General features: G+C 58.3%; 23 protein-coding genes and 1 pseudogene. 19 read left to right on the top strand and 5 right to left on the bottom strand.

Annotated elements, in window-relative coordinates:
* The first annotated feature begins 72 nt into the window (after positions 1–72).
* The 12 genes and pseudogenes from phnE to phnP all read left to right on the top strand — a co-directional run bounded on the left by phnE (position 73) and on the right by phnP (position 8,809).
* A complete protein-coding gene (phnE, locus tag ACH1XZ_RS18340; RefSeq protein WP_333500041.1) occupies positions 73–855 on the top strand; it encodes a phosphonate ABC transporter, permease protein PhnE in 783 nt (260 codons plus the stop codon).
* Positions 856–875: 20 nt separating this feature from the next.
* The gene (phnF, locus tag ACH1XZ_RS18335) at positions 876–1,601 is read left to right on the top strand and encodes a phosphonate metabolism transcriptional regulator PhnF (RefSeq protein ID WP_395596659.1); all 726 of its coding nucleotides are present in this window, start codon (positions 876–878) and stop codon (positions 1,599–1,601) included.
* On the top strand, positions 1,602–2,054 hold the full coding sequence (gene phnG / locus ACH1XZ_RS18330) for a phosphonate C-P lyase system protein PhnG (RefSeq protein ID WP_395596658.1): 453 nt from the start codon (positions 1,602–1,604) through the stop codon (positions 2,052–2,054).
* Positions 2,051–2,635 (top strand): phosphonate C-P lyase system protein PhnH, encoded by a 585-nt coding sequence (gene phnH / locus ACH1XZ_RS18325; protein ID WP_065356600.1) that lies wholly within the window; start codon positions 2,051–2,053, stop codon positions 2,633–2,635. The genes phnG and phnH overlap by 4 nt, the downstream gene beginning before the upstream one ends.
* Before the next feature lies 1 nt (position 2,636).
* Entirely contained in the window at positions 2,637–3,701 is a 1,065-nt protein-coding gene (locus ACH1XZ_RS18320) for a carbon-phosphorus lyase complex subunit (RefSeq protein ID WP_395596657.1), read from the top strand.
* Positions 3,694–4,539 carry an alpha-D-ribose 1-methylphosphonate 5-phosphate C-P-lyase PhnJ gene (gene phnJ / locus ACH1XZ_RS18315; protein ID WP_395596656.1) on the top strand — a complete coding sequence of 282 codons (846 nt, stop codon included), beginning with the start codon at positions 3,694–3,696 and terminating at the stop codon, positions 4,537–4,539. The genes ACH1XZ_RS18320 and phnJ overlap by 8 nt, the downstream gene beginning before the upstream one ends.
* Positions 4,536–5,294 carry a phosphonate C-P lyase system protein PhnK gene (phnK, locus tag ACH1XZ_RS18310; RefSeq protein WP_395596655.1) on the top strand — a complete coding sequence of 253 codons (759 nt, stop codon included), beginning with the start codon at positions 4,536–4,538 and terminating at the stop codon, positions 5,292–5,294. The genes phnJ and phnK overlap by 4 nt, the downstream gene beginning before the upstream one ends.
* Before the next feature lie 24 nt (positions 5,295–5,318).
* Positions 5,319–5,930: pseudogene (gene phnL / locus ACH1XZ_RS18305) on the top strand (phosphonate C-P lyase system protein PhnL); the annotation flags it as partial.
* Positions 5,927–7,063, top strand: coding sequence for an alpha-D-ribose 1-methylphosphonate 5-triphosphate diphosphatase (gene phnM, locus ACH1XZ_RS18300; RefSeq protein ID WP_395596654.1), 1,137 nt, complete (start codon positions 5,927–5,929; stop codon positions 7,061–7,063). The pseudogene phnL and the gene phnM, both read left to right, overlap by 4 nt.
* Positions 7,063–7,620 (top strand): ribose 1,5-bisphosphokinase, encoded by a 558-nt coding sequence (phnN, locus tag ACH1XZ_RS18295; RefSeq protein ID WP_395596653.1) that lies wholly within the window; start codon positions 7,063–7,065, stop codon positions 7,618–7,620. The genes phnM and phnN overlap by 1 nt, the downstream gene beginning before the upstream one ends.
* The gene (gene phnO / locus ACH1XZ_RS18290; protein WP_035896843.1) at positions 7,607–8,041 is read left to right on the top strand and encodes an aminoalkylphosphonate N-acetyltransferase; all 435 of its coding nucleotides are present in this window, start codon (positions 7,607–7,609) and stop codon (positions 8,039–8,041) included. Before phnN ends, phnO begins: the two co-directional genes overlap by 14 nt.
* A gap of 9 nt (positions 8,042–8,050) precedes the next feature.
* Positions 8,051–8,809, top strand: coding sequence for a phosphonate metabolism protein PhnP (phnP, locus tag ACH1XZ_RS18285; RefSeq protein WP_395596652.1), 759 nt, complete (start codon positions 8,051–8,053; stop codon positions 8,807–8,809).
* Here phnP and yjdP read toward each other — a convergent pair.
* Positions 8,806–9,144 carry a DDRRRQL repeat protein YjdP gene (gene yjdP / locus ACH1XZ_RS18280; RefSeq protein ID WP_395596651.1) on the bottom strand — a complete coding sequence of 113 codons (339 nt, stop codon included), beginning with the start codon at positions 9,142–9,144 and terminating at the stop codon, positions 8,806–8,808. The genes phnP and yjdP overlap by 4 nt on opposite strands.
* A 278-nt stretch (positions 9,145–9,422) precedes the next feature.
* On the opposite strand from yjdP, the gene fdhF reads away from it, so the two are divergent.
* The gene (fdhF, locus tag ACH1XZ_RS18275; protein ID WP_395596650.1) at positions 9,423–11,570 is read left to right on the top strand and encodes a formate dehydrogenase subunit alpha; all 2,148 of its coding nucleotides are present in this window, start codon (positions 9,423–9,425) and stop codon (positions 11,568–11,570) included.
* A 92-nt stretch (positions 11,571–11,662) separates the two neighbouring features.
* Positions 11,663–12,352 carry a tetratricopeptide repeat protein gene (locus ACH1XZ_RS18270; protein ID WP_373240702.1) on the top strand — a complete coding sequence of 230 codons (690 nt, stop codon included), beginning with the start codon at positions 11,663–11,665 and terminating at the stop codon, positions 12,350–12,352.
* Between the two features lie 189 nt (positions 12,353–12,541).
* Here the strand turns inward: ACH1XZ_RS18270 and gltP are convergent, their stop codons facing one another.
* A complete protein-coding gene (gene gltP / locus ACH1XZ_RS18265; RefSeq protein ID WP_395596649.1) occupies positions 12,542–13,855 on the bottom strand; it encodes a glutamate/aspartate:proton symporter GltP in 1,314 nt (437 codons plus the stop codon).
* Positions 13,856–14,269: 414 nt separating this feature from the next.
* Here gltP and acs point away from each other — a divergent pair, with 414 nt between their 5' ends.
* The 3 genes from acs (at position 14,270) to actP (ending at position 18,331) form a co-directional block, all read left to right on the top strand.
* On the top strand, positions 14,270–16,228 hold the full coding sequence (gene acs / locus ACH1XZ_RS18260; RefSeq protein WP_395596648.1) for an acetate--CoA ligase: 1,959 nt from the start codon (positions 14,270–14,272) through the stop codon (positions 16,226–16,228).
* Positions 16,229–16,370: 142 nt separating this feature from the next.
* Positions 16,371–16,685, top strand: a complete 315-nt coding sequence (locus ACH1XZ_RS18255) for a DUF485 domain-containing protein (RefSeq protein ID WP_106928512.1) — start codon at positions 16,371–16,373, stop codon at positions 16,683–16,685.
* Positions 16,682–18,331 carry a cation/acetate symporter ActP gene (gene actP / locus ACH1XZ_RS18250; protein WP_395596647.1) on the top strand — a complete coding sequence of 550 codons (1,650 nt, stop codon included), beginning with the start codon at positions 16,682–16,684 and terminating at the stop codon, positions 18,329–18,331. The genes ACH1XZ_RS18255 and actP overlap by 4 nt, the downstream gene beginning before the upstream one ends.
* A gap of 207 nt (positions 18,332–18,538) precedes the next feature.
* Here actP and ACH1XZ_RS18245 read toward each other — a convergent pair whose 3' ends face one another.
* Positions 18,539–20,104 carry a hypothetical protein gene (locus ACH1XZ_RS18245; RefSeq protein ID WP_395596646.1) on the bottom strand — a complete coding sequence of 522 codons (1,566 nt, stop codon included), beginning with the start codon at positions 20,102–20,104 and terminating at the stop codon, positions 18,539–18,541.
* Between the two features lie 47 nt (positions 20,105–20,151).
* Here ACH1XZ_RS18245 and ACH1XZ_RS18240 point away from each other — a divergent pair, with 47 nt between their 5' ends.
* Both ACH1XZ_RS18240 and ACH1XZ_RS18235 read left to right on the top strand, forming a co-directional pair.
* On the top strand, positions 20,152–21,447 hold the full coding sequence (locus tag ACH1XZ_RS18240) for a Gfo/Idh/MocA family protein (RefSeq protein ID WP_395596645.1): 1,296 nt from the start codon (positions 20,152–20,154) through the stop codon (positions 21,445–21,447).
* Between the two features lie 108 nt (positions 21,448–21,555).
* Entirely contained in the window at positions 21,556–22,839 is a 1,284-nt protein-coding gene (locus tag ACH1XZ_RS18235; RefSeq protein WP_395596694.1) for an ABC transporter substrate-binding protein, read from the top strand.
* 85 nt (positions 22,840–22,924) lie between these two features.
* Here the strand turns inward: ACH1XZ_RS18235 and ACH1XZ_RS18230 are convergent, their stop codons facing one another.
* Together ACH1XZ_RS18230 and ACH1XZ_RS18225 are read right to left on the bottom strand one after the other, a co-directional pair.
* Entirely contained in the window at positions 22,925–23,614 is a 690-nt protein-coding gene (locus tag ACH1XZ_RS18230; protein ID WP_035895947.1) for an LrgB family protein, read from the bottom strand.
* Positions 23,607–24,017 carry a CidA/LrgA family protein gene (locus ACH1XZ_RS18225; protein ID WP_395596644.1) on the bottom strand — a complete coding sequence of 137 codons (411 nt, stop codon included), beginning with the start codon at positions 24,015–24,017 and terminating at the stop codon, positions 23,607–23,609. Before ACH1XZ_RS18225 ends, ACH1XZ_RS18230 begins: the two co-directional genes overlap by 8 nt.
* Positions 24,018–24,108: the final 91 nt, after the last annotated feature.

Here is a 24,108-nt window from a genome sequence, read left to right as displayed (position 1 = left end):
GGGCCTACGATGGTAGGCCGGATAAGGCGCTTGCGCCGCCATCCGGCAATAACTCACGCACGGAGCCAAACCATGCAACACACCATCACCGTTCCCCCGCCCAAGCGCAGTTGGTTCTCGCTTATCAGCTGGGCCATCCTGCTGGCGGTGCTCGTCGTCTCCTGGAAAGGGGCGGAAATGAACCCGGTCACGCTGTTCAAAGACGCGGGCAACATGGCGACCTTCGCCGCCGACTTCTTCCCGCCGGACTTTAGCCAGTGGCAGGACTATCTCAGCGAGATGGCCGTGACCCTGCAAATCGCCGTCTGGGGCACCGCGCTGGCGGTCGTACTCTCCATTCCCTGCGGCCTGATGAGCGCCGAAAACCTGGTGCCGTGGTGGATTTACCAGCCAATGCGTCGCCTGATGGACGCCTGTCGCGCCATCAACGAAATGGTCTTCGCCATGCTGTTCGTGGTGGCCGTCGGCTTAGGCCCGTTTGCCGGGGTGCTGGCGCTGTTTATTCACACCACTGGCGTGCTCTCCAAGCTGCTTTCCGAAGCGGTGGAAGCCATTGAACCCGGCCCGGTTGAAGGCATTCGCGCCACCGGCGCCAACAAAATTGAAGAGATCCTCTACGGCGTACTGCCGCAGGTGATGCCGCTTTTAATCTCCTACTCGCTCTACCGCTTCGAGTCCAACGTCCGCTCCGCCACGGTGGTCGGGATGGTGGGCGCAGGCGGCATCGGCGTGACGCTGTGGGAGGCGATTCGCGGTTTCCAGTTCCAGCAAACCTGCGCGCTGATGGTCCTCATCATCATCACCGTCAGCCTGCTGGATTTCCTCTCTCAGCGTTTGCGTAAGCACTTCATCTGATTAGCGAGGTTTTGTTGACTATGCACCTGTCTACACATCCGACCAGTTATCCGACGCGTTATCAAGAGATTGCCGCTCGCCTGGAGCAAGAACTGCGTCAGAACTACCGCTGCGGCGACTATCTGCCCGCCGAGCACCAGCTTGCCGCGCGCTTTGAAGTGAACCGCCACACTCTGCGTCGCGCCATCGACCAACTGGTGGAGAAAGGCTGGGTTCAGCGTCGTCAGGGGATTGGCGTGCTGGTGCTGATGCGCCCGTTCGACTACCCGCTGAACGCCCAGGCGCGCTTTAGCCAGAACCTGCTCGACCAGGGCAGCCACCCCACCAGCGAAAAGCTGCTGTCGGTGCTGCGCCCGGCCTCCGGGCATATTGCCGAAGCGCTGGGGATAACCGAAGGCGACAACGTCATTCACCTGCGCACCCTGCGCCGGGTCAACGGCGTGGCGCTGTGCCTTATCGACCACTACTTCGCCGACCTCACGCTCTGGCCGACGTTGCAAAGCTTCAGCAGCGGTTCGCTGCATGACTTCCTGCGTGAGCAAACCGGCATTGCGCTCAAACGCAGCCAGACCCGTATCAGCGCGCGCCGGGCGCAGGCCAAAGAGAGTCAGCGCTTAGAAATTCCCAATATGGCGCCCCTGCTGTGCGTGCGCACCCTGAACCATCGTGAAGGTGATGACCAGGTGATGGAGTACTCCGTCAGCCTGACCCGCGCCGACATGATCGAATTTATTATGGAGCACTGAATGCACCTCGATACCGCGACCCGTCAGCACTGGATGTCGGTGCTGTCCCACAGCGACCCCGCCAATCTGGCGGAAAAAATGGTCGCGCTGAACATTACCGCCGACTACGAGACGATCCGCGCCCCGGAAACCGGTCTGGTCCAGCTCCAGGGCCGCATGGGCGGCACCGGAGAACGTTTTTTTGCTGGCGATGCCACGCTGACCCGCGCCGCCGTGCGCTTGACCAACGGCACCATGGGCTACAGCTGGGTGCTGGGACGCGATAAACCGCACGCCGAACGCTGCGCGGTGATTGACGCGCTGATGCAGCAACCCACTCATTTTCAAACCTTATTAGAAACCCTGATTACCCCGCTGGAAGCCGACCGTACCGCGCGCATTGCCGCACGTCAGGACGAAATCAACGCCAGCCGGGTCGACTTCTTTACGCTGGTTCGCGGAGATAACGCATGACCCTGGAAACCGCTTTTACCCTTCCCGTGCAGGATGCCCAGCACAGCTTTCGTCGCCTGTTAAAAGCCATGAGCGAGCCGGGCGTGATCGTCGCGCTGCATCAGCTCAAACACGGCTGGCAGCCGCTGAACGTCGCCACCACCAGCGTGCTGCTGACCCTTGCCGACAACGACACGCCGGTGTGGCTATCCAACGCCCTGCATAACGATATCGTCAGCCAGAGCCTGCGCTTTCACACCAACGCGCCGCTGGTTGAGCAGCCGCAGCAGGCTACCTTTGCCGTCTCAAGCGACACCATCAGCAGCGAGCAGCTAAACGCCCTGTGCGAAGGCAGCGCCGTGGCACCGGAAACCAGCGCCACGCTGATTGTGCAGGTCTCCAGCCTCAGCGGCGGCCGCATGCTGCGCCTGACCGGAGCGGGCATCGCCGAAGAACGGATGATCGCCCCGCAGTTACCGAACTGCATTCTGCATGAACTGACCGAACGCCCGCACCCGTTCCCGCTTGGCGTGGATTTGATCCTCACCTGCGGCGAGCGTCTGCTGGCCATTCCGCGCACCACTCACGTCGAGGTTTGCTGATATGTACGTTGCCGTCAAAGGGGGCGAGAAGGCGATAGCCGCCGCCCACGCGCTACAGGAACATCGACGTCGGGGCGACACCGCGCTGCCGGAGCTCAGCGTCGCCCAGATTGAACAGCAGCTTAACCTGGCGGTGGACCGGGTGATGACCGAAGGCGGCATCGCCGACCGTGAACTGGCGGCGCTGGCGCTGAAGCAAGCGAGCGGCGATAACGTCGAAGCGATTTTCCTGCTGCGCGCCTACCGCACCACGCTTGCCAAGCTGGCGGTGAGCGAACCGCTGAAGACCGACAGCATGCGCCTGGAGCGCCGTATCTCCGCCGTCTATAAAGACGTGCCCGGCGGCCAACTGCTCGGCCCCACCTACGACTACACCCACCGTCTGCTGGACTTCACGCTGCTGGCGAACGGCGACGCGCCGACCCTGCAAACCGATGACGGTGAACCGTCTGCCGCCCCCCACGTCTTTAGCCTGCTGGCGAAACAGGGGCTGGCAAAAGCGGAAGAGGATAACGGCGCAACACCGGATGACATCACCCGCACGCCGCCGGTTTACCCGTGCTCACGCTCCTCGCGTTTACAGCAGCTAATGCGCGGCGACGAAGGCTACCTGCTGGCGTTGGCCTACTCCACCCAGCGCGGCTACGGGCGCAATCACCCGTTTGCCGGCGAAATTCGCAGCGGCCATATTGATGTGGAAATTGTGCCAGAAGAGCTGGGTTTTACGGTGAACGTCGGCGAACTGCTGATGACTGAATGCGAAATGGTCAACGGCTTCGTTGACCCGGCTGACGAACCGCCGCACTTCACCCGCGGCTACGGCCTGGTGTTCGGCATGAGCGAGCGCAAGGCAATGGCGATGGCGCTGGTCGACCGCGCGTTGCAGGCGCCAGAGTATGGCGAGCACGCCGTCGGTCCGGCGCAGGACGAAGAATTTGTTCTCGCCCACGCCGATAACGTTGAAGCCGCCGGTTTCGTCTCACACCTCAAACTCCCCCACTACGTCGATTTCCAGGCCGAACTGGAACTGTTGAAACGCCTGCAACGGGAGCAGAAAAATGGCTAATCTCAGCGGCTATAACTTCGCTTACCTCGATGAACAGACCAAGCGCATGATCCGCCGGGCCATCCTCAAAGCGGTGGCGATCCCCGGTTATCAGGTGCCGTTCGGTGGCCGCGAAATGCCGATGCCCTACGGCTGGGGCACCGGCGGCATTCAGCTTACCGCCAGCGTGATTGGCGAAGCGGATGTGCTAAAGGTGATTGACCAGGGCGCGGACGACACCACCAACGCCGTCTCCATCCGCCAGTTCTTCCAGCGCGTGACCGGGGTGAACACCACCGAACGCACCGAGGACGCCACCTTGATCCAAACGCGTCACCGGATCCCGGAGACGCCGCTGCTTGAGGATCAGATCCTGATCTTCCAGGTGCCGATCCCCGAGCCGCTGCGCTTTATCGAACCGCGCGAAACCGAAACCCGCACCATGCACGCGCTGGAAGAGTACGGCGTAATGCAGGTGAAGCTGTATGAAGATATCGCCCGCTTCGGCCATATCGCTACCACCTACGCCTACCCGGTGAAGGTGAATGGCCGCTACGTGATGGACCCGTCGCCAATCCCAAAATTCGATAACCCGAAAATGGACATGATGCCCGCGCTACAGCTGTTTGGCGCCGGGCGCGAAAAACGCATCTACGCTGTGCCCCCGTTTACCCGCGTTGAGAGCCTCGATTTTGACGACCATCCGTTCACCATTCAGAGCTGGGACGAGCCGTGCGCCATCTGCGGGTCGCAGCACAGTTATCTCGACGAAGTGGTACTCGATGACAGCGGCAAACGGATGTTTGTCTGCTCCGATACCGATTTCTGCCGCCAACAGCGCGAGGCGAAAAACACATGACGCAACCCTTACTCTCCGTTGACCGCCTGACCCATCTCTATGCGCCGGGCAAAGGCTTTAGCAACGTCTCTTTTGACCTGTGGCCGGGCGAAGTGCTGGGCATCGTCGGTGAATCCGGCTCCGGCAAAACCACGCTACTGAAATCCATTTCGGCGCGCCTGACGCCGCAGGAAGGGGCAATTCGCTACGAGGATCGTTCGCTGTACGCGATGACCGAGGCCGACCGCCGCCGTCTGCTGCGCACCGAGTGGGGGGTGGTGCATCAGCATCCGATGGACGGCCTACGTCGTCAGGTGTCGGCGGGCGGCAATATCGGCGAACGGCTGATGGCCACCGGCGCGCGCCATTACGGCGATATCCGTGCCACCGCCAGGCGCTGGCTAGAGGAAGTGGAGATCCCGGCCTCGCGCATCGACGACCTGCCAACCACCTTCTCCGGCGGGATGCAGCAGCGTTTGCAGATTGCCCGCAACCTCGTCACCCACCCGAAGCTGGTGTTTATGGATGAGCCCACCGGCGGGCTGGACGTGTCGGTGCAGGCGCGCCTGCTCGACCTGCTGCGCGGCCTGGTGGTGGAGCTGAACCTGGCGGTGGTGATTGTCACCCATGATTTGGGCGTCGCGCGCCTGCTCGCCGACCGCCTGCTGGTGATGAAGCAGGGCCAGGTGGTGGAAAGTGGGCTGACCGACCGGGTGCTCGACGATCCGCATCATCCGTATACCCAGCTGTTGGTGTCGTCGGTGTTGCAGAACTAACCCTCGGTGCCGTTCCCGGCGGCGCTGCGCGACGCCTCACTCACCGTCAACGCCGGGGAGTGCGTGGTGCTGCATGGTCACTCCGGCAGCGGTAAATCGACCCTGCTGCGCTCGCTGTACGCCAACTATCTGCCGGACGAAGGCCATATCCATATTAAACACGGCGGCGAATGGGTAGACCTGGTAAGTGCCCCGGCGCGCAAGGTGGTGGAAGTGCGTAAGACCACCGTCGGTTGGGTGAGCCAGTTTCTGCGGGTGATCCCGCGCATCTCCACACTGGAAGTGGTGATGCAGCCGCTGCTCAACATCGGCGTGCCGCGTGATGTCTGCGCGGCAAAAGCCGCTCAGCTACTGACGCGCCTCAACGTGCCGGAGCGCCTGTGGCACCTCGCGCCGTCGACCTTCTCCGGCGGCGAACAGCAGCGCGTCAACATCGCCCGTGGCTTTATCGTTGACTACCCGATTCTGCTGCTCGACGAACCCACCGCTTCGCTGGACGCCAAAAACAGCGCTGCCGTGGTCAGCCTGATTACCGAAGCCAAAGCCCGCGGCGCGGCTATCGTCGGCATTTTCCACGACGAAGCCGTCCGCAACCAGGTCGCCGACCGCCTCCACCCAATGGGTACGCCTGTATGATTATCAATAACGTAAAGCTGGTTCTTGAGAACGACGTGGTTCACGGCTCCCTTGAGGTACAGGACGGCGAAATTCGCGCCTTTGCCGAAAGCCAGAGCCGCCTGCCGGAAGCGATGGACGGCGAAGGCGGCTGGCTGCTGCCGGGGTTAATTGAGCTGCATACCGATAATCTGGATAAATTCTTCACCCCGCGCCCGAAGGTTGACTGGCCCGCCCATTCGGCGATGAGCAGCCACGACGCGCTGATGGTCGCCAGCGGTATCACTACCGTACTGGACGCTGTCGCCATTGGCGACGTGCGTGACGGCGGTGACCGTCTGGAAAACCTCGAAAAGATGATCAACGCCATCGAGGAGACGCAAAAACGCGGCGTTAACCGCGCCGAGCACCGGCTGCATCTGCGCTGCGAACTGCCGCATCACACCACCCTGCCGCTGTTTGAAAAACTGGTGGGCCGCGAGCCGGTGTCGCTGGTCTCCTTGATGGACCACTCGCCGGGCCAGCGCCAGTTCGCCAACCGCGAGAAGTACCGCGAATACTACCAGGGCAAATACTCGCTGACCGATGCGCAGATGCGTCAGTACGAAGAAGAGCAGCTGGCACTGGCCGCCCGCTGGTCGCAGCCGAACCGCGCCGCCATTGCCGGGATGTGCCGCGATCGTCATATCGCGCTGGCAAGCCATGACGATGCCACCCATGAACACGTGGTGGAATCACACCAGTTGGGCAGCGTGATCGCCGAGTTTCCCACCACCTTTGAAGCCGCACAGTCCTCGCGACACCACGGCATGAACGTGCTGATGGGCGCGCCAAATATCGTGCGCGGCGGCTCGCACTCCGGCAACGTCGCGGCGCGTGAATTAGCCCAACTGGGGCTGCTGGATATTCTCTCCTCTGATTACTACCCGGCCAGTCTGTTGGACGCGGCCTTCCGCGTAGCGGATGACGACAGCAATACCTTTACCCTCCCTCAGGCCATGAGGTTGGTGACAAAAAACCCGGCGCGAGCGCTGAACCTGCACGACCGTGGGGTGATTGGCGAAGGCAAACGCGCCGACCTGGTGCTGGCCCACCGCAAAGGCGAGCACATTCATATCGACCACGTCTGGCGTCAAGGAAAAAGGGTGTTCTGATGAAGGGAAAACTGGTCTGGTTAATGGGGCCGTCCGGCTCCGGGAAGGACAGCCTGCTGGAAGTACTTCGCCAGCAGGAACTTTCGCAACTGTTAGTGGCTCACCGCTATATCACTCGCCCCGCCAACGCCGGGTGTGAAAACCATATCGCGCTGAGCGAACAGGAGTTTTTCACCCGCGCCGGTCACAATCTACTGGCATTAAGCTGGCACGCCAACGGTCTGTATTACGGCGTGGGCGTGGAGATTGACCTCTGGCTGCACGCCGGGTTTGACGTGGTGGTCAACGGTTCCCGCGCGCACATGGCGCAGGCCAAAGCCCGCTACGCCGATGCGCTGCTGCCGGTCTGTTTGCAGGTTTCACCAGAGATCCTCCGCCAACGGCTTCACGCCCGCGGGCGGGAGAACGGCGTGGAGATTACCGCCCGGCTGGAACGCGCCGCGCGCTATACACCGTCGGAATGCCATACGCTCAATAATGACGGCAGTCTGCTACAGTCGGTAGAGAAGCTCCTCACGCTGATGGGGAGAAAGGAGCCACGCTATGCTTGTCTGTGAACTACGCCATGCCACCTTCGAGGACATCGAGGACGTTTACGCGCTGATGTGCGAGCTGAAACAGGCCGAATACGACAGAGACGCCTTTTACACCGGCTTCGCCGCCAATCTTCAGGATAGGAACCTGCATTATCAGCTGGCCGTGCTCGACGACGAGGTGGTGGGCATGGTGAGTTTGCATTTGCAGTTTCACCTGCATCACGCCAACTGGATTGGCGAGATTCAGGAACTGGTGGTGATGCCACAGGTGCGCAGCACCGGTATTGGCAGCCAGCTGCTGGCGTGGGCGGAAGAGACCGCGCGCGAGGCAGGCGCAGAGATGACCGAGCTTTCCACCAGCACGAAGCGCCTTCATGCCCACCGTTTTTACCAGCGTGAGGGCTATGCCCCGAGCCACGTTCGTTTCACCAAAGCGTTATGAGGATGCTGTATGAGTTTGAGCCTCACCCTCAGCGGTACCGGCGGCGCGCAGGGCGTGCCCGCCTGGGGTTGCAACTGTCTGGCCTGTACGCGGGCCCGTCGCGCCCCGCAGTATCGGCGTAAAGCCTGTAGCGGCGTGGTCCGCTTTAACGACGCCGTGACCCTTCTCGACGCCGGGCTGCACGATCTCACCGACAGCTGGCCCGCCGGATCTTTCCAGCAGTTTTTGCTCACCCACTACCATATGGATCACGTACAGGGGCTGTTTCCGCTGCGCTGGGGCGTGGGCGATACCGTCCCGGTTTACGGCCCGCCGGATGAACAGGGCTGCGACGATCTGTTCAAGCATCCCGGCCTGCTGGATTTCAGCCACACCGTGGAACCGTTCGTGGTGTTTGATTTGCAGGGGTTACAAGTGACGCCCGTGCCGCTCGAACACTCGAAGCTCACCTTTGGCTACCTGCTAGAAACGCCGCACAGCCGCGTCGCCTGGCTCTCGGATACCGCCGGGCTACCGGAGAAAACGCTGACCTTTTTAAGCAATAATCGCCCGCAGGTGATGGTGATTGATTGTAGCCACGCCCCGCGGGATCAAACACCGCGCAACCATAGCGATCTGGCGACAATCCAGGTGCTGAACGATACGATCCGCTGCCCGCGCGTTATCCTAACCCATATCAGCCACCAGTTTGATGAATGGATGATGACCCACCTGCTGCCGCCCGGCATTGAGGCGGGCTACGACGGCATGAAAATCCGTCTGGATTAACGATCGTAATCGTCGTCGAGGCGACGTTCGTCGTCCGACAGCTGACGGCGTTCCTGATCCAGTTGACGCTGGCGATCGTCGAGCTGGCGGCGACGGTCATCAAGCTGCCGACGACGATCGTTATATTGCTGGCTGCTCTGCGTGCTGCGGCGATCGTTATAGGATCGATCGTCATCATCACGATCGCGGCTGGAGCGATCGCTGCTGTCGGGGTTGTAGGCATCGTTGATCGCCTGCTGAATATTGCCGATGGCATCATCGATAATGTCGGCATGCGCGAGCTGGCTTGTCAGCGACAGCGCGCAAAAGAACACGGCGGTGAAGTAGCGTTTCATAGGGCCAGTCTCGTCAAGGGGCTGGCGGTAGGTTATGCAAGTATCCCCTGGCGATGTAGCGGACGAATCCCAATCCTACCCGATAAAAACCGCGTGATAAATGTCACCCCGTTTTTCCCATCGACACGTCAAATATGACGACAGCCTGTTTTTCGTCAGCGTTTTGTCCAAAAATCACCCGTATTATCAGGGAATGCCCACAATAAAAAAGTGGCATAAAAGATGCATACTGAGGGCGACAGCGCGTATGCGCGATTTGATTAACTGGAGCGAGACCGATGAAAAAAGTCGTCACGGTTTGCCCGTATTGCGCATCAGGTTGCAAAATCAACCTGGTGGTCGATAACGGAAAAATCGTCAGGGCAGAGGCGGCTCAGGGGAAAACCAACCAGGGTACCCTGTGTCTGAAAGGCTATTACGGCTGGGATTTCATTAATGATACCCAGATCCTGACGCCACGCCTGAAAACCCCAATGATCCGTCGCCAACGTGGCGGCAAGCTGGAATCCGTCTCCTGGGACGAAGCGCTGAATTACGTGGCTGACCGCCTGAGTGCGATCAAAGCGAAATACGGCCCGGATGCCATTCAGACTACCGGTTCCTCACGCGGGACGGGTAACGAAACCAACTACGTCATGCAAAAATTTGCGCGTGCGGCGATTGGTACTAACAACGTCGACTGCTGCGCACGCGTCTGACACGGCCCTTCGGTTGCAGGTCTGCACCAATCGGTCGGTAACGGCGCAATGAGCAATGCCATCAACGAAATTGATGACACTGACTTAGTCTTTATTTTCGGGTACAACCCGGCGGATTCCCACCCTATCGTGGCGAATCACGTGATTAACGCCAAACGTAAAGGGGCGAAAATCATCGTCTGCGATCCGCGCAAAATTGAAACCGCGCGCATTGCCGATATGCACATCGCGTTGAAAAACGGCTCGAACATCGCGCTGCTCAACGCCATGGGTCATGTCATCATTGAAGAAAACCTGTACGACAAAGCGTTCGTCGCTTCCCGTACTGAAGGTTTTGAAGAGTACAGCAAGATTGTCGAAGGCTATACGCCGGAGTCCGTCGAAGCGATCACCGGCGTCAGCGCACAGGAAATTCGTCAGTGTGCGCGTATGTATGCCGGTGCGAAAAGCGCGGCTATCCTGTGGGGCATGGGTGTCACCCAGTTCTATCAGGGCGTGGAAACCGTCCGTTCGCTGACCAGCCTTGCGATGCTGACCGGTAACCTCGGTAAGCCAAGCGTGGGCGTGAACCCGGTTCGCGGTCAGAACAACGTACAGGGTGCCTGCGATATGGGCGCGCTGCCGGATACTTATCCGGGCTACCAGTACGTGAACAACCCGGCTAACCGCGAGAAATTCGCCAAAGCCTGGGGCGTGGAAAGCCTGCCAGCACATACCGGCTATCGCATCAGCGAACTGCCGCACCGTGCCGCGCATGGCGAAGTTCGCGCCGCGTACATTATGGGTGAAGATCCATTACAGACCGACGCCGAGCTCTCCGCGGTGCGTAAAGGCTTCGAAGATCTGGAATTGGTTATCGTCCAGGATATCTTCATGACCAAAACCGCTGCTGCCGCAGACGTTATTTTACCGTCTACGTCATGGGGCGAGCATGAAGGCGTCTTCTCGGCGGCTGACCGTGGCTTCCAGCGCTTCTTTAAAGCCGTTGAACCGAAGTGGGATCTGAAAACGGACTGGCAGATTATCAGTGAAATCGCGACCCGTATGGGCTATCCGATGCACTACAACAACACCCAGGAAATCTGGGATGAGTTGCGTAATCTGTGCCCTGATTTCTACGGTGCCACCTACGAGAAAATGGGCGAGCTGGGCTATATCCAGTGGCCTTGCCGTGATACCGGCGATGCCGATCAGGGAACGTCTTACCTCTTTAAAGAGAAGTTCGACACCCCGAACGGTATGGCGCAGTTCTTCACCTGCGACTGGGTAGCGCCAATCGACAAGCTGACCGAGCAGTACCCAATGGTGCTGTCGACGGTGCGCGAAGTCGGCCACTACTCTTGCCGTTCGATGACCGGTAACTGTGCGGCGCTGGCAGCACTGGCGGATGAACCGGGCTATGCCCAGATCAACACCGCTGATGCGGCGCGTTTAGGCATCGAAGATGAAGCGCTGGTGTGGGTCAACTCCCGCAAAGGCCGCGTCATCACCCGTGCCGCCGTGAGCGATCGTCCAAACAAAGGCGCGATTTACATGACCTACCAGTGGTGGATTGGGGCCTGTAATGAGCTGGTAACCGAAAACCTAAGCCCGATTACCAAAACGCCTGAGTATAAATACTGCGCCGTGAACGTTGAGCCGATTGCCGACCAGCGTGCCGCAGAGCAGTATGTTATTGATGAGTATACGAAGCTGAAGGCCGGACTGCGCGAAAGCGCAATGGGCTAAGCGGACTCGTTTCAACGCCCCCATTCGGGGGCGTTTTTTTATCCTGCCAATCTCTTTATACTGCCCCCTTCCTCGACAACCTACATAATAAGATGAAACGAATTTTTGCATTGTTATGGTTATGCCTGACGGCGCTATCCGCGCACGCCGACGAGCCAGGCAGTCAATACCTGGAAGCCGCCGAAGCGGGAGACGCACGGGCGCAATACTATCTGGCCGATACCTGGTTTAGCTCCGGCGACCTGAGTAAAGCCGAATTCTGGGCGCAAAAATCCGCCGATAGCGGCGATGCCGATGCCTGCGCCCTGCTGGCGCAGATTAAAATCACTAACCCGGTAAGCCTCGACTATACCGAAGCCAAAGCGCTGGCGGAGAAAGCCGTTAAAGCGGGAAGCCGGGCCGGTGAAGTTATCCTGGCACGCATTCTTATCAACAGCCAGGCGGGCCAGACCGACTACCCGCGGGCCATTACGCTGCTTCAGCAAGCGTCGATGAATGCCGAGAGCGATTTCGCGGTAGACGCGCAAATGCTGCTGGGGTTGATTTACGCCAACGGCGTAGGCGTAAAGGAAGATGATGAGAAGGCGACGGACTACTTCAAAAACAGTTCCGCGCTCTCCCGTACCGGCTACGCGGAGTACTGGGCCGGGATGATGTTCCTGAGCGGTGAGAAAGGGTTTATCCCGCAGAACAAACAGAAAGCATTACAGTGGTTGAACCTGAGCTGTACGGAAGGGTTTGATACTGGGTGTGAGGAGTTTGATAAGGTGAGTGCGGAGTAACGACCCGCATCAGCCAGTGATGTAGACCGGATAAGGCAACGCCGCCATCCGGCAACCTGCGCCGAATTGCCTGATGGCGCTACGCTTATCAGGCCTACAAGGCGTAGCCCGGCCAAGCGAAGCGCCGCCGGGATCGGCACCGACACCCAAAAACAATAATGCCGGGCAAGCCCGGCATTATTGTTCTATTTACTGATCGGCGGTTTTATCAAACTTGCCCAGCACCTCGCGTTCATACGCCAGCGCTTTCTTACGGTCAAATTTGTGTTCCCACTTGGCAATAACCAGCACCGCCAGCGCGTTACCCACCACGTTCAGCGCGGTACGCGCCATGTCGAGGATACGGTCAACGCCGGCAATAAACGCCAGGCCTTCCAGCGGAATACCAACGCTGCCGAGCGTCGCCAGCAGTACCACGAACGATACGCCCGGTACGCCCGCGATCCCTTTTGAGGTCACCATCAGCGTCAGCACCAGCACGATTTCCTGCCAGATGGAGAGGTCGATACCGTACAGCTGCGCGATAAAGATAGCCGCGATGCTCTGGTACAGCGTGGAACCGTCGAGGTTAAATGAATAACCGGTCGGCACGACGAAGCTGGTGATAGACGCCGGAGCGCCGTAGGCTTCCATCTTCTCAATAATACGCGGCAGCACGCTCTCGGAGCTGGCGGTGGAGTACGCCAGAATCAGCTCGTCTTTCAGGATACGAATCAGGATCCAGATGCTCAGCCCACAGATGCGTGCCACGATGCCCAGCACCACCAGCGCGAAGAACAGAATCGCGAAGTGCACCAGCAGCACCAGCTTCGCCAGTGGCCACAGCGACGCGAAACCGAAGTTCGCCACCGTCACCGCGATCAGCGCAAAGACACCGACCGGCGCGTAGCGCATCACCATGTGGGTAACTTTGAACATGGTTTCCGAGATAGAACGGAACACCGTCACCAGCGGTTCACGGTGGGTAGCAGGCAGCGAGGAGAGCCCCAGACCAAACAGCACCGAGAAGAAGATGATCGGCAGCATGTCACCTTTCGCCATCGAGGCGATGATATTGGTCGGCACTAACGACAGGATAGTCCCCATCAGACCGTGAGCGTGACTTTGCACTTCGGCGGTGGTGCTTTGGTATTTCGAAATGTCCACCGTCGCCAGCTGAGACATGTCGATCCCTGACCCAGGCTGGAAGACATTCGCCATGGTAATACCGATAATAATCGCTACCGTGGTGATCACTTCGAAATAAATGATGGTTTTTGCGCCAATACGCCCTAACTGTTTAGCATCGCCCACACCGGCTATTCCGACGATCAACGTAGAAATAACGATCGGCACGACAATCATTTTAATCAGATGGATGAAAATATCGCCAGCGGGTGATAACAGATTCATAACCAGCCAGTCGCGGCTATCGCTATGATAATGCAGGTAACTACCGAGAATAATACCTAGCACGAGGGCAATGAGAATTTGCCATGCCAGGCTGATTCGTGTTTTCTTCATAACTGCAGACTTCCTCAATGAAAAATACCATGCCAAACAGGAATGGTATCCATTTGAAAGGGGGTGATTTGTGTTGCGTTTACTTTTAGAGGTTTTTAACGCGCAATATCAGTACCATCTGCACGGTGTCTCGCGCAAGCCTTTCAGAACAGGGCTTTTCACTAAGAAATTCCATATTACTACTGATTTCTACCAGTAATTATTTATAAGCTTTTGTTATAAAAAAAGAAAAAATCCGTATTTTTCTATAAATCCCTCCCCGTAATTATTTTTGTTCAAAGAATCAAATGAACGTTATTTGAACAATTCCAATATTGCGTGATCTGCCGCGCAAATAGTAAACAAAGCTTCTCCTACCTCTGTTATTAACTTTTATGAGACATATTATTAACATCTTACAAGGAGAAAAAAAGCATGAGCCAAATTCACAAACACTCTATTCCTGCAAATATTGCAGAACGCTGCCTGATAAACCCGGAGCAATACCAGACCAAATATCACCAGTCAGTCACCGACCCGGATACATTCTGGGGTGAAGAGGGAAAAATCCTCGACTGGATGCAGCCTTACACCAAAGTCAAAAACACCTCCTTTGCCCCTGGCAACGTCTCCATCAAATGGTACGAAGACGGCACGCTGAACCTGGCAGCTAACTGCCTGGACCGTCATCTGGAGACCCGTGGCGACCAGACCGCCATCATCTGGGAAGGCGACGACGCCTCCCAAAGCAAACACATTACCTATCGCGAACTGCACCGCGACGTCTGCCGCTTTGCCAACACCTTGCTGTCACTGGGTGTGAAAAAGGGCGACGTGGTAGCTATCTATATGCCAATGGTGCCGGAAGCGGCGGTGGCGATGCTGGCCTGCGCCCGCATCGGCGCGATTCACTCCGTTATCTTTGGCGGCTTCTCACCGGAAGCGGTCGCGGGTCGTATCATCGACTCCAACTCTCGTCTGGTGATTACCTCTGACGAAGGCGTTCGCGCCGGGCGCAACGTCCCGCTGAAGAAAAACGTCGACGACGCGCTGAAAAACCCGAACGTTAAAACCATCGAAAACGTGGTGGTGTTCAAGCGCACCGGCGGCAATATCGACTGGCACGAAGGCCGTGACCTGTGGTGGCACGACCTGATGGAAAAAGCCAACGACCAGCACCAGCCAGCAGAAATGAACGCTGAAGACCCGCTGTTTATCCTTTATACCTCCGGCTCCACCGGCAAGCCTAAAGGCGTACTGCACACTACCGGCGGTTACCTGGTGTATGCCGCGACCACCTTTAAATATGTCTTCGACTACCATCAGGGCGATATCTACTGGTGTACCGCCGACGTGGGCTGGGTCACCGGCCATAGCTATCTGCTGTACGGCCCGCTGGCCTGCGGCGCAACGACGCTGATGTTCGAAGGCGTGCCAAACTGGCCGACCCCGGCGCGTATGTGCCAGGTGGTGGATAAGCATAAGGTCAACATTCTCTATACCGCGCCGACGGCGATTCGTGCGCTGATGGCGGAAGGCGATAAAGCCACCGCGGGCACCGACCGCTCTTCCCTGCGTATTCTCGGTTCCGTCGGCGAGCCGATTAACCCGGAAGCCTGGGAGTGGTACTGGAAGCAGATCGGCAACGAGAAGTGCCCGGTGATGGACACCTGGTGGCAGACCGAAACCGGCGGCTTTATGATCACCCCTCTGCCGGGCGCTATTGAGCTGAAAGCCGGCTCCGCCAGCCGTCCGTTCTTCGGCGTGCAGCCCGCGCTGGTCGATAACGAAGGCCATCCGCAGGAAGGGGCAACCGAGGGCAACCTGGTGATCACCGACTCCTGGCCGGGCCAGGCGCGTACCCTGTTCGGCGACCACGAGCGCTTTGAGCAGACCTACTTTTCCACCTTCAAGAACATGTACTTCAGTGGCGACGGCGCGCGTCGTGATGAAGATGGCTACTACTGGATCACCGGCCGCGTCGATGACGTGCTGAACGTTTCCGGCCACCGTCTGGGTACCGCAGAAATCGAATCAGCGCTGGTATCACACCCGAAAATTGCCGAAGCCGCCGTGGTTGGTATTCCGCACAACATTAAAGGCCAGGCGATTTACGCCTACGTCACGCTGAACCACGGCGAAGAGCCAACGCCAGCGCTGTATACCGAGGTGCGCAACTGGGTCCGTAAAGAGATTGGCCCATTGGCAACCCCGGACGTGCTGCACTGGACCGACTCGCTGCCGAAAACCCGTTCAGGCAAGATCATGCGCCGCATTCTGCGCAAGATTGCCGCTGGCGACACCAGCAACCTGGGCGATACTTCAACGCTCGCCGATCCGGGCGTGGTGGACAAACTGCTGGAAGAGAAGCAGGCCATCACGATGCCGTCATAAGACTATTTTGCCCGGTGGCGCTTCGCTTACCGGGCCTACTACGGGAGTCAACCGTAGGCCGGATAAGACGCCAGCCGCCATCCGGCAATAGACAGCTCTACCTATAACAACAACCCCTACCTGTACCTCTGGAGATTCTGTGATGAATGATCAAATTTGTCAGCAGATAGAAGATAGTGCGCATTTCAGGGAGCTCGTCGAAAAACGGCAACGGTTTGCCACCTTCTTATCGCTGATCATGTTAGTGGTGTACGTCGGTTTTATTTTACTCATCGCTTTTGCCCCTGGCTGGCTTGGCACGCCGCTGCATCCAGGCACCAGCGTCACGCGCGGTATCCCGATTGGGATCGGCATTATCGTCATTTCCTTCTTGTTGACCGGCGTCTACGTCTGGCGGGCCAACAATGAATTCGATCGCCTGAACAAGGCCGTACTGCGTGAGGTAAAAGCATCATGAAGAAAGTCCTGACGGCGCTTGCCGCCACACTTCCTTTCGCAGCCAACGCGGCCGATGCGATTAGCGGACACGTCGAGCGCCAGCCAACCAACTGGCAGGCGATTGTCATGTTCCTGATTTTCGTGCTGCTGACGCTGTACATCACCTACTGGGCCTCGAAGCGCGTACGTTCGCGCAGCGATTACTACACCGCGGGTGGTAACATCACCGGTTTCCAGAATGGGCTGGCAATCGCCGGTGACTTTATGTCGGCGGCCTCGTTCCTCGGTATCTCCGCGCTGGTCTACACCTCCGGCTACGACGGACTTATCTACTCGCTGGGCTTCCTCGTCGGCTGGCCAATCATTCTGTTCCTGATTGCCGAACGCCTGCGTAACCTTGGCCGCTACACCTTTGCCGACGTCGCCTCGTACCGACTAAAGCAGGGGCCAATCCGCATGCTTTCCGCCTGCGGCTCATTGGTGGTGGTGGCGCTGTACCTCATCGCCCAGATGGTCGGTGCCGGTAAGCTTATCGAACTGCTGTTCGGCCTCAATTACCACGTCGCCGTGGTGCTGGTTGGCGTGCTGATGGTGATGTACGTGCTGTTCGGCGGCATGCTCGCCACCACGTGGGTACAGATCATCAAAGCGGTACTGCTGCTGTTCGGCGCCAGCTTCATGGCCTTTATGGTGATGAAACACGTCGGCTTTAGCTTCAATAACCTGTTCACCGAAGCCATGGCGGTACACCCGAAAGGCGCAGCCATCATGAGCCCTGGCGGGCTGGTGAAAGATCCGATATCGGCGCTGTCATTGGGTCTCGGCCTGATGTTTGGTACCGCGGGTCTGCCGCACATCCTGATGCGTTTCTTCACCGTAAGCGACGCCAGCGAAGCGCGTAAGAGCGTGTTCTACGCCACCGGCTTTATGGGCTACTTCTACATCCTGACCTTTATCATCGGCTTCGGCGCGATCATGCTGGTTGGGGCGAACCCGGCGTTTAAAGACGCAGCGGGCGCGCTGATTGGCGGCAACAACATGGCGGCGGTTCACCTGGCCGATGCCGTGGGCGGTAACCTGTTCCTCGGCTTTATCTCTGCGGTTGCTTTCGCCACCATTCTGGCGGTGGTCGCCGGTCTGACGCTGGCCGGGGCTTCGGCGGTTTCTCACGACCTGTACGCCAACGTCTTTAAGAAAGGCGCGACCGAACGTGAAGAGCTGAAGGTATCAAAAATCACCGTGCTGGTGCTGGGCGTGGTGGCGATTCTGCTGGGCATTCTGTTCGAGAATCAGAACATCGCGTTCATGGTGGGACTGGCGTTCTCCATCGCGGCAAGCTGCAACTTCCCAATTATCCTGCTCTCCATGTACTGGTCGAAGCTGACCACCCGTGGCGCGATGATTGGCGGTTGGCTGGGCCTGCTGACGGCGGTGGTGCTGATGATCCTCGGCCCAACCATTTGGGTGACGATCCTCGGCCACGAGAAGGCTATCTTCCCGTATGAGTACCCGGCGCTGTTCTCTATTGCCATCGCCTTTATCGGTATCTGGTTCTTCTCTGCCACCGATAACTCTGCAGAAGGCAACCTTGAACGCGAGCAGTTCCGCGCGCAGTTTATCCGTTCACAAACCGGTCTGGGTATCGACCAGGGCCGTGCACACTAAAACTCCCTCCCCGGCCGTCTGGTCGGGGATCACATTTTTTCCCCCTTCAGGTGACGTTTATCACGTCGCCAAAACGAAAAAAGCCGATGCGCATCACAAGCTTTATCTGCGATTCGCAAAGGCCATCACACTTTTCCCGTTTTCACCCCAATCCCTGGTTTTACCGCTACGACGTTTACAGACAACCCGCGCCGCGCTTTTTATTCTTTACTCAAGGCTTCTGGCAAAGCGGGTTAAGCGCTCCGGGCTTAACAGCAACGGCAGGAACAGCGGGCCGCTGGCGGGCGGATTCACCAGCCAGCGTTCCAGCGTGTCGGCGTAGCGAAGCAACTGCTGTTGATGTTTTTGCAGCGTATCGGCCGGCAGGCTTTGCGGGCCGTAGTGGTCAAGCCACAGGGCGTCGGTCACCGCCGCCGCCACGCGAGAGAACATCTGGCTGTAGATTTCCGCGCTGCGCCAGGCGGCTAGCAGCACCTCTAGCGTATCGTCCGGGCAGGTAATCCGCGGCATCAGTTCCCGCAGATTTTGTACCGTGCGGGTCGCGAGGAAGCAGGCGGCCTCTTTTTCCAGCGTCACCCGCTCGCGCTGCTCTTTGCCAAGCGCCGGGTCGTCGGTCGGCATTAAGGGTTGCCAGGCGTGCATCCAGTTGGCGCTGCGGGTGTCCATATGCAGCAACTGCTGCGCCTGGGAAATACTCTCCGGGATCTGGCTTTGGTAGTGCAGCCGCCGTCCGAGGAAGTTCGGCGTTTTACACAGCCAGTCGTAGCTGGCGTGGACGATGGCAGAGAGCTGGTGTTTATCCTGCGTCGAGCGAAAGCCAAGCTGCTGATGCTCGGCCCAGCGTTCAAAGGCCGACGGCGCGGCATCGTCGACCTGGTTGGCGGCAGACAGCCCAAAGAGATTAATCGCGTTAGCGGAGTCCATGACCCGGCTATCGGGCAGCCACTGCCAGCTCACGCGAGAGGTAATGGCCTCAATTTCGTTTTCGGCGGCGCTCAGCGCCCAGCTCAGGCGGCCGCTGATCTCATCAGCCAGATAGCACGGCAGCGCGGTCCAGCCGTAGCCGGTGCCGAAAAGATCGTACTCGATCCACTTTTTATGCCCCGGCAGCGTGGCGATGTGCGGGTGGTTGGCAAAACCGGGGTGATAGTCCAGTTCGGTGGCTTTGATAGAGGCGCGAACGTCGTCCGAGAGCCGGGCAAGGATGTTGGAGAGCTGCTGGCGCGGCCAGCTGTCATCGATAAAGTCGCGCAGCACCAGCTTTTTCCCCTGGGCGCGCAGCAGGCTCCAGACATCGTGCAGGCTCTGCTGCCAGCGGGCGGTCTGAAAGTCCGGGGTGGTCAGGCTCAGGATCATGCCGCTGAGGTGCGGCAACGACGGTAATAGCGAATGCAGTATCGCGGCATAAAACTGCTGCCAGAAATCCGGCGCGCTTCTTTCGTCGAAGGTCAGTTCGGGAAATTTACGCTTAATAATGTCGTCATTAGGCGCCGCTTCCCCCTGAAGCCAGAACGACAGGTTATTTTCCGCCAGATAACGGTCAACGCGTTTTAAATACTGCAACGCGTAATGTTGCTGATGAATTAAGTTCTCGACGTGGAGTTTCTGACTCAACGGCGAGGGCGTCGCAAGAATAGAAAGCAGTTCCTGCTGGTGCAGGATGATGCCGGTGAAACCGTGCTGTTTCGCGCTTTTGACACCCTGAATAAACCAGGGCCAGTGCCAGATAAAAGTGCTGTTCAGCTCCATCAATTGATGCGGAATACGTTTCATTGCGTCGCCTTGCGGATTTTGGTGTTGATATATTAATCGAGGATGTCATGAAAAAATATGCGTTGGTCGGGACCGGGGGTCGTGCAGGTTTATATATTTCCGCTATTGGTGGAACCTGGCGTAATAACGCCAGAATGGTCGCCTTTTGCGACACCAACCAGACGCGAATGAACTACGCCAATACGCTGCTGCAAAAAGAGGGAGCCGAGCCAGTCTCCACCTGGAAAGCGGCGCAGTTTGAAGAGATGATCCGCGAAACCCGGCCGGACATCGTCATCGTCACCACCATGGACCGCACCCACGACGACTATATCGTGCGGGCGCTGCATGCGGGCTGCGATGTGATCACCGAAAAACCAATGACCATCGACGAGAAGCGCGCGCTGCGCATTCTGGACGCCATCGAAGAGACTGGGCACACCGTGCGCGTGGCCTTCAACTACCGCTACGCGCCGCACCACAGCAAGGTGCGCGAACTGCTGATGCAGGGCGTGATTGGTAACGTCACCTCCGTTCACTTCGAGTGGCTGCTCAACACCGAGCACGGTGCAGACTATTTCCGTCGCTGGCACCGCGAAAAACGCAACAGCGGCGGCCTGCTGGTGCATAAATCGACCCACCACTTCGACCTGATGAACTTCTGGCTGGCGAGCTATCCGGAGCGCGTGTACGCCGAAGGCAGCCTGCAATTCTACGGCAAAGAGAATGCCGAGAAACGTGGCGTCAGCCGGTTCTACCCGCGCACCCATGGTTATGCCGAAGCGAAGGACGACCCGTTTGCGCTGAATATGGCGGACAACGAACAGCTTAAAGCGCTGTATCTGGACGCCGAGCATGAAGATAACTACTTCCGCGACCAAAGCGTGTTCAGCGACGGCATCACCATCGAAGACACCATGTCGGTGCTGGTGAAATACCAAAACCAGGTACAGCTCACCTACTCGCTGAACGCCTATCTGCCGTGGGAAGGGCTGAACGTGGTGTTTAACGGTACCGAAGGCCGCCTGGAGATGAAAATCGTCGAAAAATCCTACGTCAATGCCGGTGGCAAACGCGAAAACGAAGGCAGCCTGGAGCAGTGCGATATCACCGTGTTCCCCATGTTTGCCGAACCGTGGAAAGCAGAGTTTAACCTCGGCGAAGGCGGCCACGGCGGCGGCGATAATGCCATGCTGGCGGACCTGTTCGGCGAGCCGGGCAACGACCCGCTGCAACGCGCCGCCGACCACCGCGCCGGGGCGATGTCTATCCTCACCGGCATTGCGGGCAACATTTCGATGCAGCAGCAGCGGCCGGTGAACTTTAAGGAGTTTGAACTGGTTTCCCGTCTGACAAAACGTTAAGCCGCACGCCTTCCGGCGCGGCAGGAGGCTGCGCCGGAGCGACTGGTCAGTATTTTGCTGTTACTCACCTGTTTAATAACGCTATTAATGCCTCTATCCTGGAGACAAATAATGAATAAACTCGTTTCAGGTGTCATCGCATCGCTGTTATTTTCCTGTACCTCCGCCTGGGCGCAGCAGCCCGTTGAATTGCGCATGTCGTGGTGGGGCGGCAACAGCCGTCACCAGGCGACGCTGAAAGCGCTGGAAGTCTTCGAGAAAAAGTATCCGGATATCAAAGTGAAGGCCGAATACACCGGCTGGGACGGGCACCTCTCGCGCCTGACCACCCAGATGGCCAGCGGCACTGAGCCGGATGTGATGCAGACCAACTGGCCGTGGCTGATCATCTTCTCCAAAAACGGTGAAGGCTATTACGACCTCAATAAGCTCAAGGGCGAGCTCGATTTCAGCCAGTATCAGGCCAAAGATTTGCAGTCCACTACCGTCAAAGGCAAGCTCAACGGCCTGCCTATCTCGGTTAACGCGCCGGTCTTTTACTACAACGATGTCACCTGGCAAAAAGCCGGGCTGGCCTATCCTAAAACCTGGGACGAGTTCTTCGCCGCCGGGAAAGTATTCCAGCAGAAACTGGGCAACAACTACTATCCGTACACCATGGTCGATCAGGACGTGATTCTGCTGCTCAACGCCTACATGATGCAGCAACACCAGCAGCCGATGTTCAACAGCGACGGTAAGTTTGCCTGGGATGAGGCGCAGTGGATTGAGGCCTTCAACTTTGTGAAGCGGCTGAGCGATGACCACGTGCTGCCGTCACCGAAAACGCTTTCCGCCTACGGCAAGGGCAATCTGTATGAGATGAAGCCGTGGATTAACGGCGAATGGGGCGGCCTGTTCACCTGGAATATCACCATCCGGATGTTTGCCAACAACATGACACCACCAGCGAAACTGGTGCTCGGCGACTATGTGATGCAGCCGGGAACGGAGGAGTCCGGCGTTTACTTTAAAACGTCGCAAATGTTCTCGGTGGCGAAGTCGACCAAACATCCGAAAGAGGCGGCGATATTGCTGAACTTCCTGGTCAGCGACCCGCAGTCGGTGGAGGCATTGGGGCTGGAGCGCGGTATTCCGCTGAACAAGGCGGCAGAAACGCTGCTGACTGAAAAAGGGGTGATTGACCCGAATGACCCGGTCGTCGCCGGATTGCGCCAGGCGCAGTCATTGCACACTACCGCTGTCGCCACGCCGTATATTGAGGATTTGCAGGTTATCGATCAGTTTACCTCGGCCCGCGAGAAGCTGGACCTGGGTAAGCAGACGACAGCGGAAGTGGTTGCCGATTTCCGCCAGCAGGTGGAGCGCATTGTGCGACGGTTGAACCGCTAGGTTTTCCTGATGGCGCTTCGCTTATCAGGCCTACGGGATTGCGCCCTTGTAGGCCGGGTAAGCGCAGCGCCACCCGGCAGTAGCATCAGAACATAATCCAGCCCACTAACGGTGCCACCAGCACCATCACCACGCCGGACAGCATCATCACCAGGCTCGCCACCACGCCTTCCTGCGGCCCCAGCTCATAGGAGCGCGCCGTCCCGGCACCGTGCGATGCTGCGCCAAAGCCCGCACCCTTGGCCATCCCTTCACGGATCGCTAAGCGCAGGAACAGCACGTCGCCAATCGCCATGCCAAATACGCCGGTCACTACCACAAACAGCGCCACCAACTCAGGCTGGCCGCCGAGGGATTTCGCCGCCGCGAGGGCAAACGGCGTGGTGATGGAACGTACCGCCAGACTACGCTGAATTTCATCCGACAGCGTAAACAACCGTGCCAGCCAGACGGAGCTGGTCACCGCCACCACCGTCGCCGTGATCACCCCCGCCGACAGCGACATCCAGTGACGTTTGATGATCGCCAGGTTGTCATACACCGGCACCGCAAACGCGATGGTTGCCGGGCCGAGCAGCCACAGCAGCCAGTGCGCTTCGCCCATGTAGTTCTGATAGGAGATATGGCCGAACACCAGCATCAGCACCAGCAGCACCGGAGTGAGCACCAGCGGCATCAGCGGCAGCTTGCGAAAGCGGCGATACAGGCGTTTGTTGGCAAAATAGAGCACCAGCGTAATCGCCAGGCACAGCACGCTCAGCTGAAAGTTACTCATGGCGCATCCGTTTTAACTCGTAACGATAGACCCTATCGACCACCCACGCGGTCGCCGCCAGCACCATCATCGTGCTCAGGGCAATCACCACAAATATCCGCCAGCCGTCGACCATCAGCAGTTGGGCATAGTTCACCACCGCCACCACTGCCGGCACAAAGAACAGCAGCATTTCCGCCAGCAGCCAGCGCGACCCGGCGCGCACCCATTTTAGCGGCACGATATGGCAGACGATCAGCGCCAGCAGCAGCACCATACCCACCAGGTTAGCGGGCAGCGGCAGATGCCACCGGTTCACCAGATAGTCAGCAAAAACAAACAGTCCAGCGTACAGCACGACCTGTACTGGAACCTGGAGACGGTTTAAAACGGAGGGCACAACGCGCCCTAAGGCCTCAGCCATGGAGGGATGTCCAGAAAAAAAAGAGAGGCACAGTATAGTGGGGCAACGATGATGACAAAAATGAATTAAACTCATTGGTAGCATAGTTTAG

Source organism: Kluyvera chengduensis, assembly GCF_044197065.1.
GTDB classification, from domain to species: domain Bacteria; phylum Pseudomonadota; class Gammaproteobacteria; order Enterobacterales; family Enterobacteriaceae; genus Kluyvera; species Kluyvera ascorbata_C.
Note: the sequence above shows the minus strand (reverse complement) of the source record. Positions and strands in the feature narration are given on the sequence as shown.

Coding starts and splice junctions, on each gene's coding strand:
- phnJ (WP_395596656.1), top strand. CDS start 3,694: ATGGCTAATCTCAGCGGCTATAACTTCGCTTACCTCGATGAACAGACC.
- ACH1XZ_RS18320 (WP_395596657.1), top strand. CDS start 2,637: ATGTACGTTGCCGTCAAAGGGGGCGAGAAGGCGATAGCCGCCGCCCAC.
- ACH1XZ_RS18230 (WP_035895947.1), bottom strand. CDS start 23,614: ATGAGTAACTTTCAGCTGAGCGTGCTGTGCCTGGCGATTACGCTGGTG.
- ACH1XZ_RS18245 (WP_395596646.1), bottom strand. CDS start 20,104: ATGAAACGTATTCCGCATCAATTGATGGAGCTGAACAGCACTTTTATC.
- ACH1XZ_RS18240 (WP_395596645.1), top strand. CDS start 20,152: ATGAAAAAATATGCGTTGGTCGGGACCGGGGGTCGTGCAGGTTTATAT.
- ACH1XZ_RS18225 (WP_395596644.1), bottom strand. CDS start 24,017: ATGGCTGAGGCCTTAGGGCGCGTTGTGCCCTCCGTTTTAAACCGTCTC.
- ACH1XZ_RS18270 (WP_373240702.1), top strand. CDS start 11,663: ATGAAACGAATTTTTGCATTGTTATGGTTATGCCTGACGGCGCTATCC.
- acs (WP_395596648.1), top strand. CDS start 14,270: ATGAGCCAAATTCACAAACACTCTATTCCTGCAAATATTGCAGAACGC.
- gltP (WP_395596649.1), bottom strand. CDS start 13,855: ATGAAGAAAACACGAATCAGCCTGGCATGGCAAATTCTCATTGCCCTC.
- phnK (WP_395596655.1), top strand. CDS start 4,536: ATGACGCAACCCTTACTCTCCGTTGACCGCCTGACCCATCTCTATGCG.
- phnM (WP_395596654.1), top strand. CDS start 5,927: ATGATTATCAATAACGTAAAGCTGGTTCTTGAGAACGACGTGGTTCAC.
- phnH (WP_065356600.1), top strand. CDS start 2,051: ATGACCCTGGAAACCGCTTTTACCCTTCCCGTGCAGGATGCCCAGCAC.
- phnO (WP_035896843.1), top strand. CDS start 7,607: ATGCTTGTCTGTGAACTACGCCATGCCACCTTCGAGGACATCGAGGAC.
- phnF (WP_395596659.1), top strand. CDS start 876: ATGCACCTGTCTACACATCCGACCAGTTATCCGACGCGTTATCAAGAG.
- phnG (WP_395596658.1), top strand. CDS start 1,602: ATGCACCTCGATACCGCGACCCGTCAGCACTGGATGTCGGTGCTGTCC.
- ACH1XZ_RS18255 (WP_106928512.1), top strand. CDS start 16,371: ATGAATGATCAAATTTGTCAGCAGATAGAAGATAGTGCGCATTTCAGG.
- phnP (WP_395596652.1), top strand. CDS start 8,051: ATGAGTTTGAGCCTCACCCTCAGCGGTACCGGCGGCGCGCAGGGCGTG.
- phnE (WP_333500041.1), top strand. CDS start 73: ATGCAACACACCATCACCGTTCCCCCGCCCAAGCGCAGTTGGTTCTCG.
- actP (WP_395596647.1), top strand. CDS start 16,682: ATGAAGAAAGTCCTGACGGCGCTTGCCGCCACACTTCCTTTCGCAGCC.
- phnN (WP_395596653.1), top strand. CDS start 7,063: ATGAAGGGAAAACTGGTCTGGTTAATGGGGCCGTCCGGCTCCGGGAAG.
- yjdP (WP_395596651.1), bottom strand. CDS start 9,144: ATGAAACGCTACTTCACCGCCGTGTTCTTTTGCGCGCTGTCGCTGACA.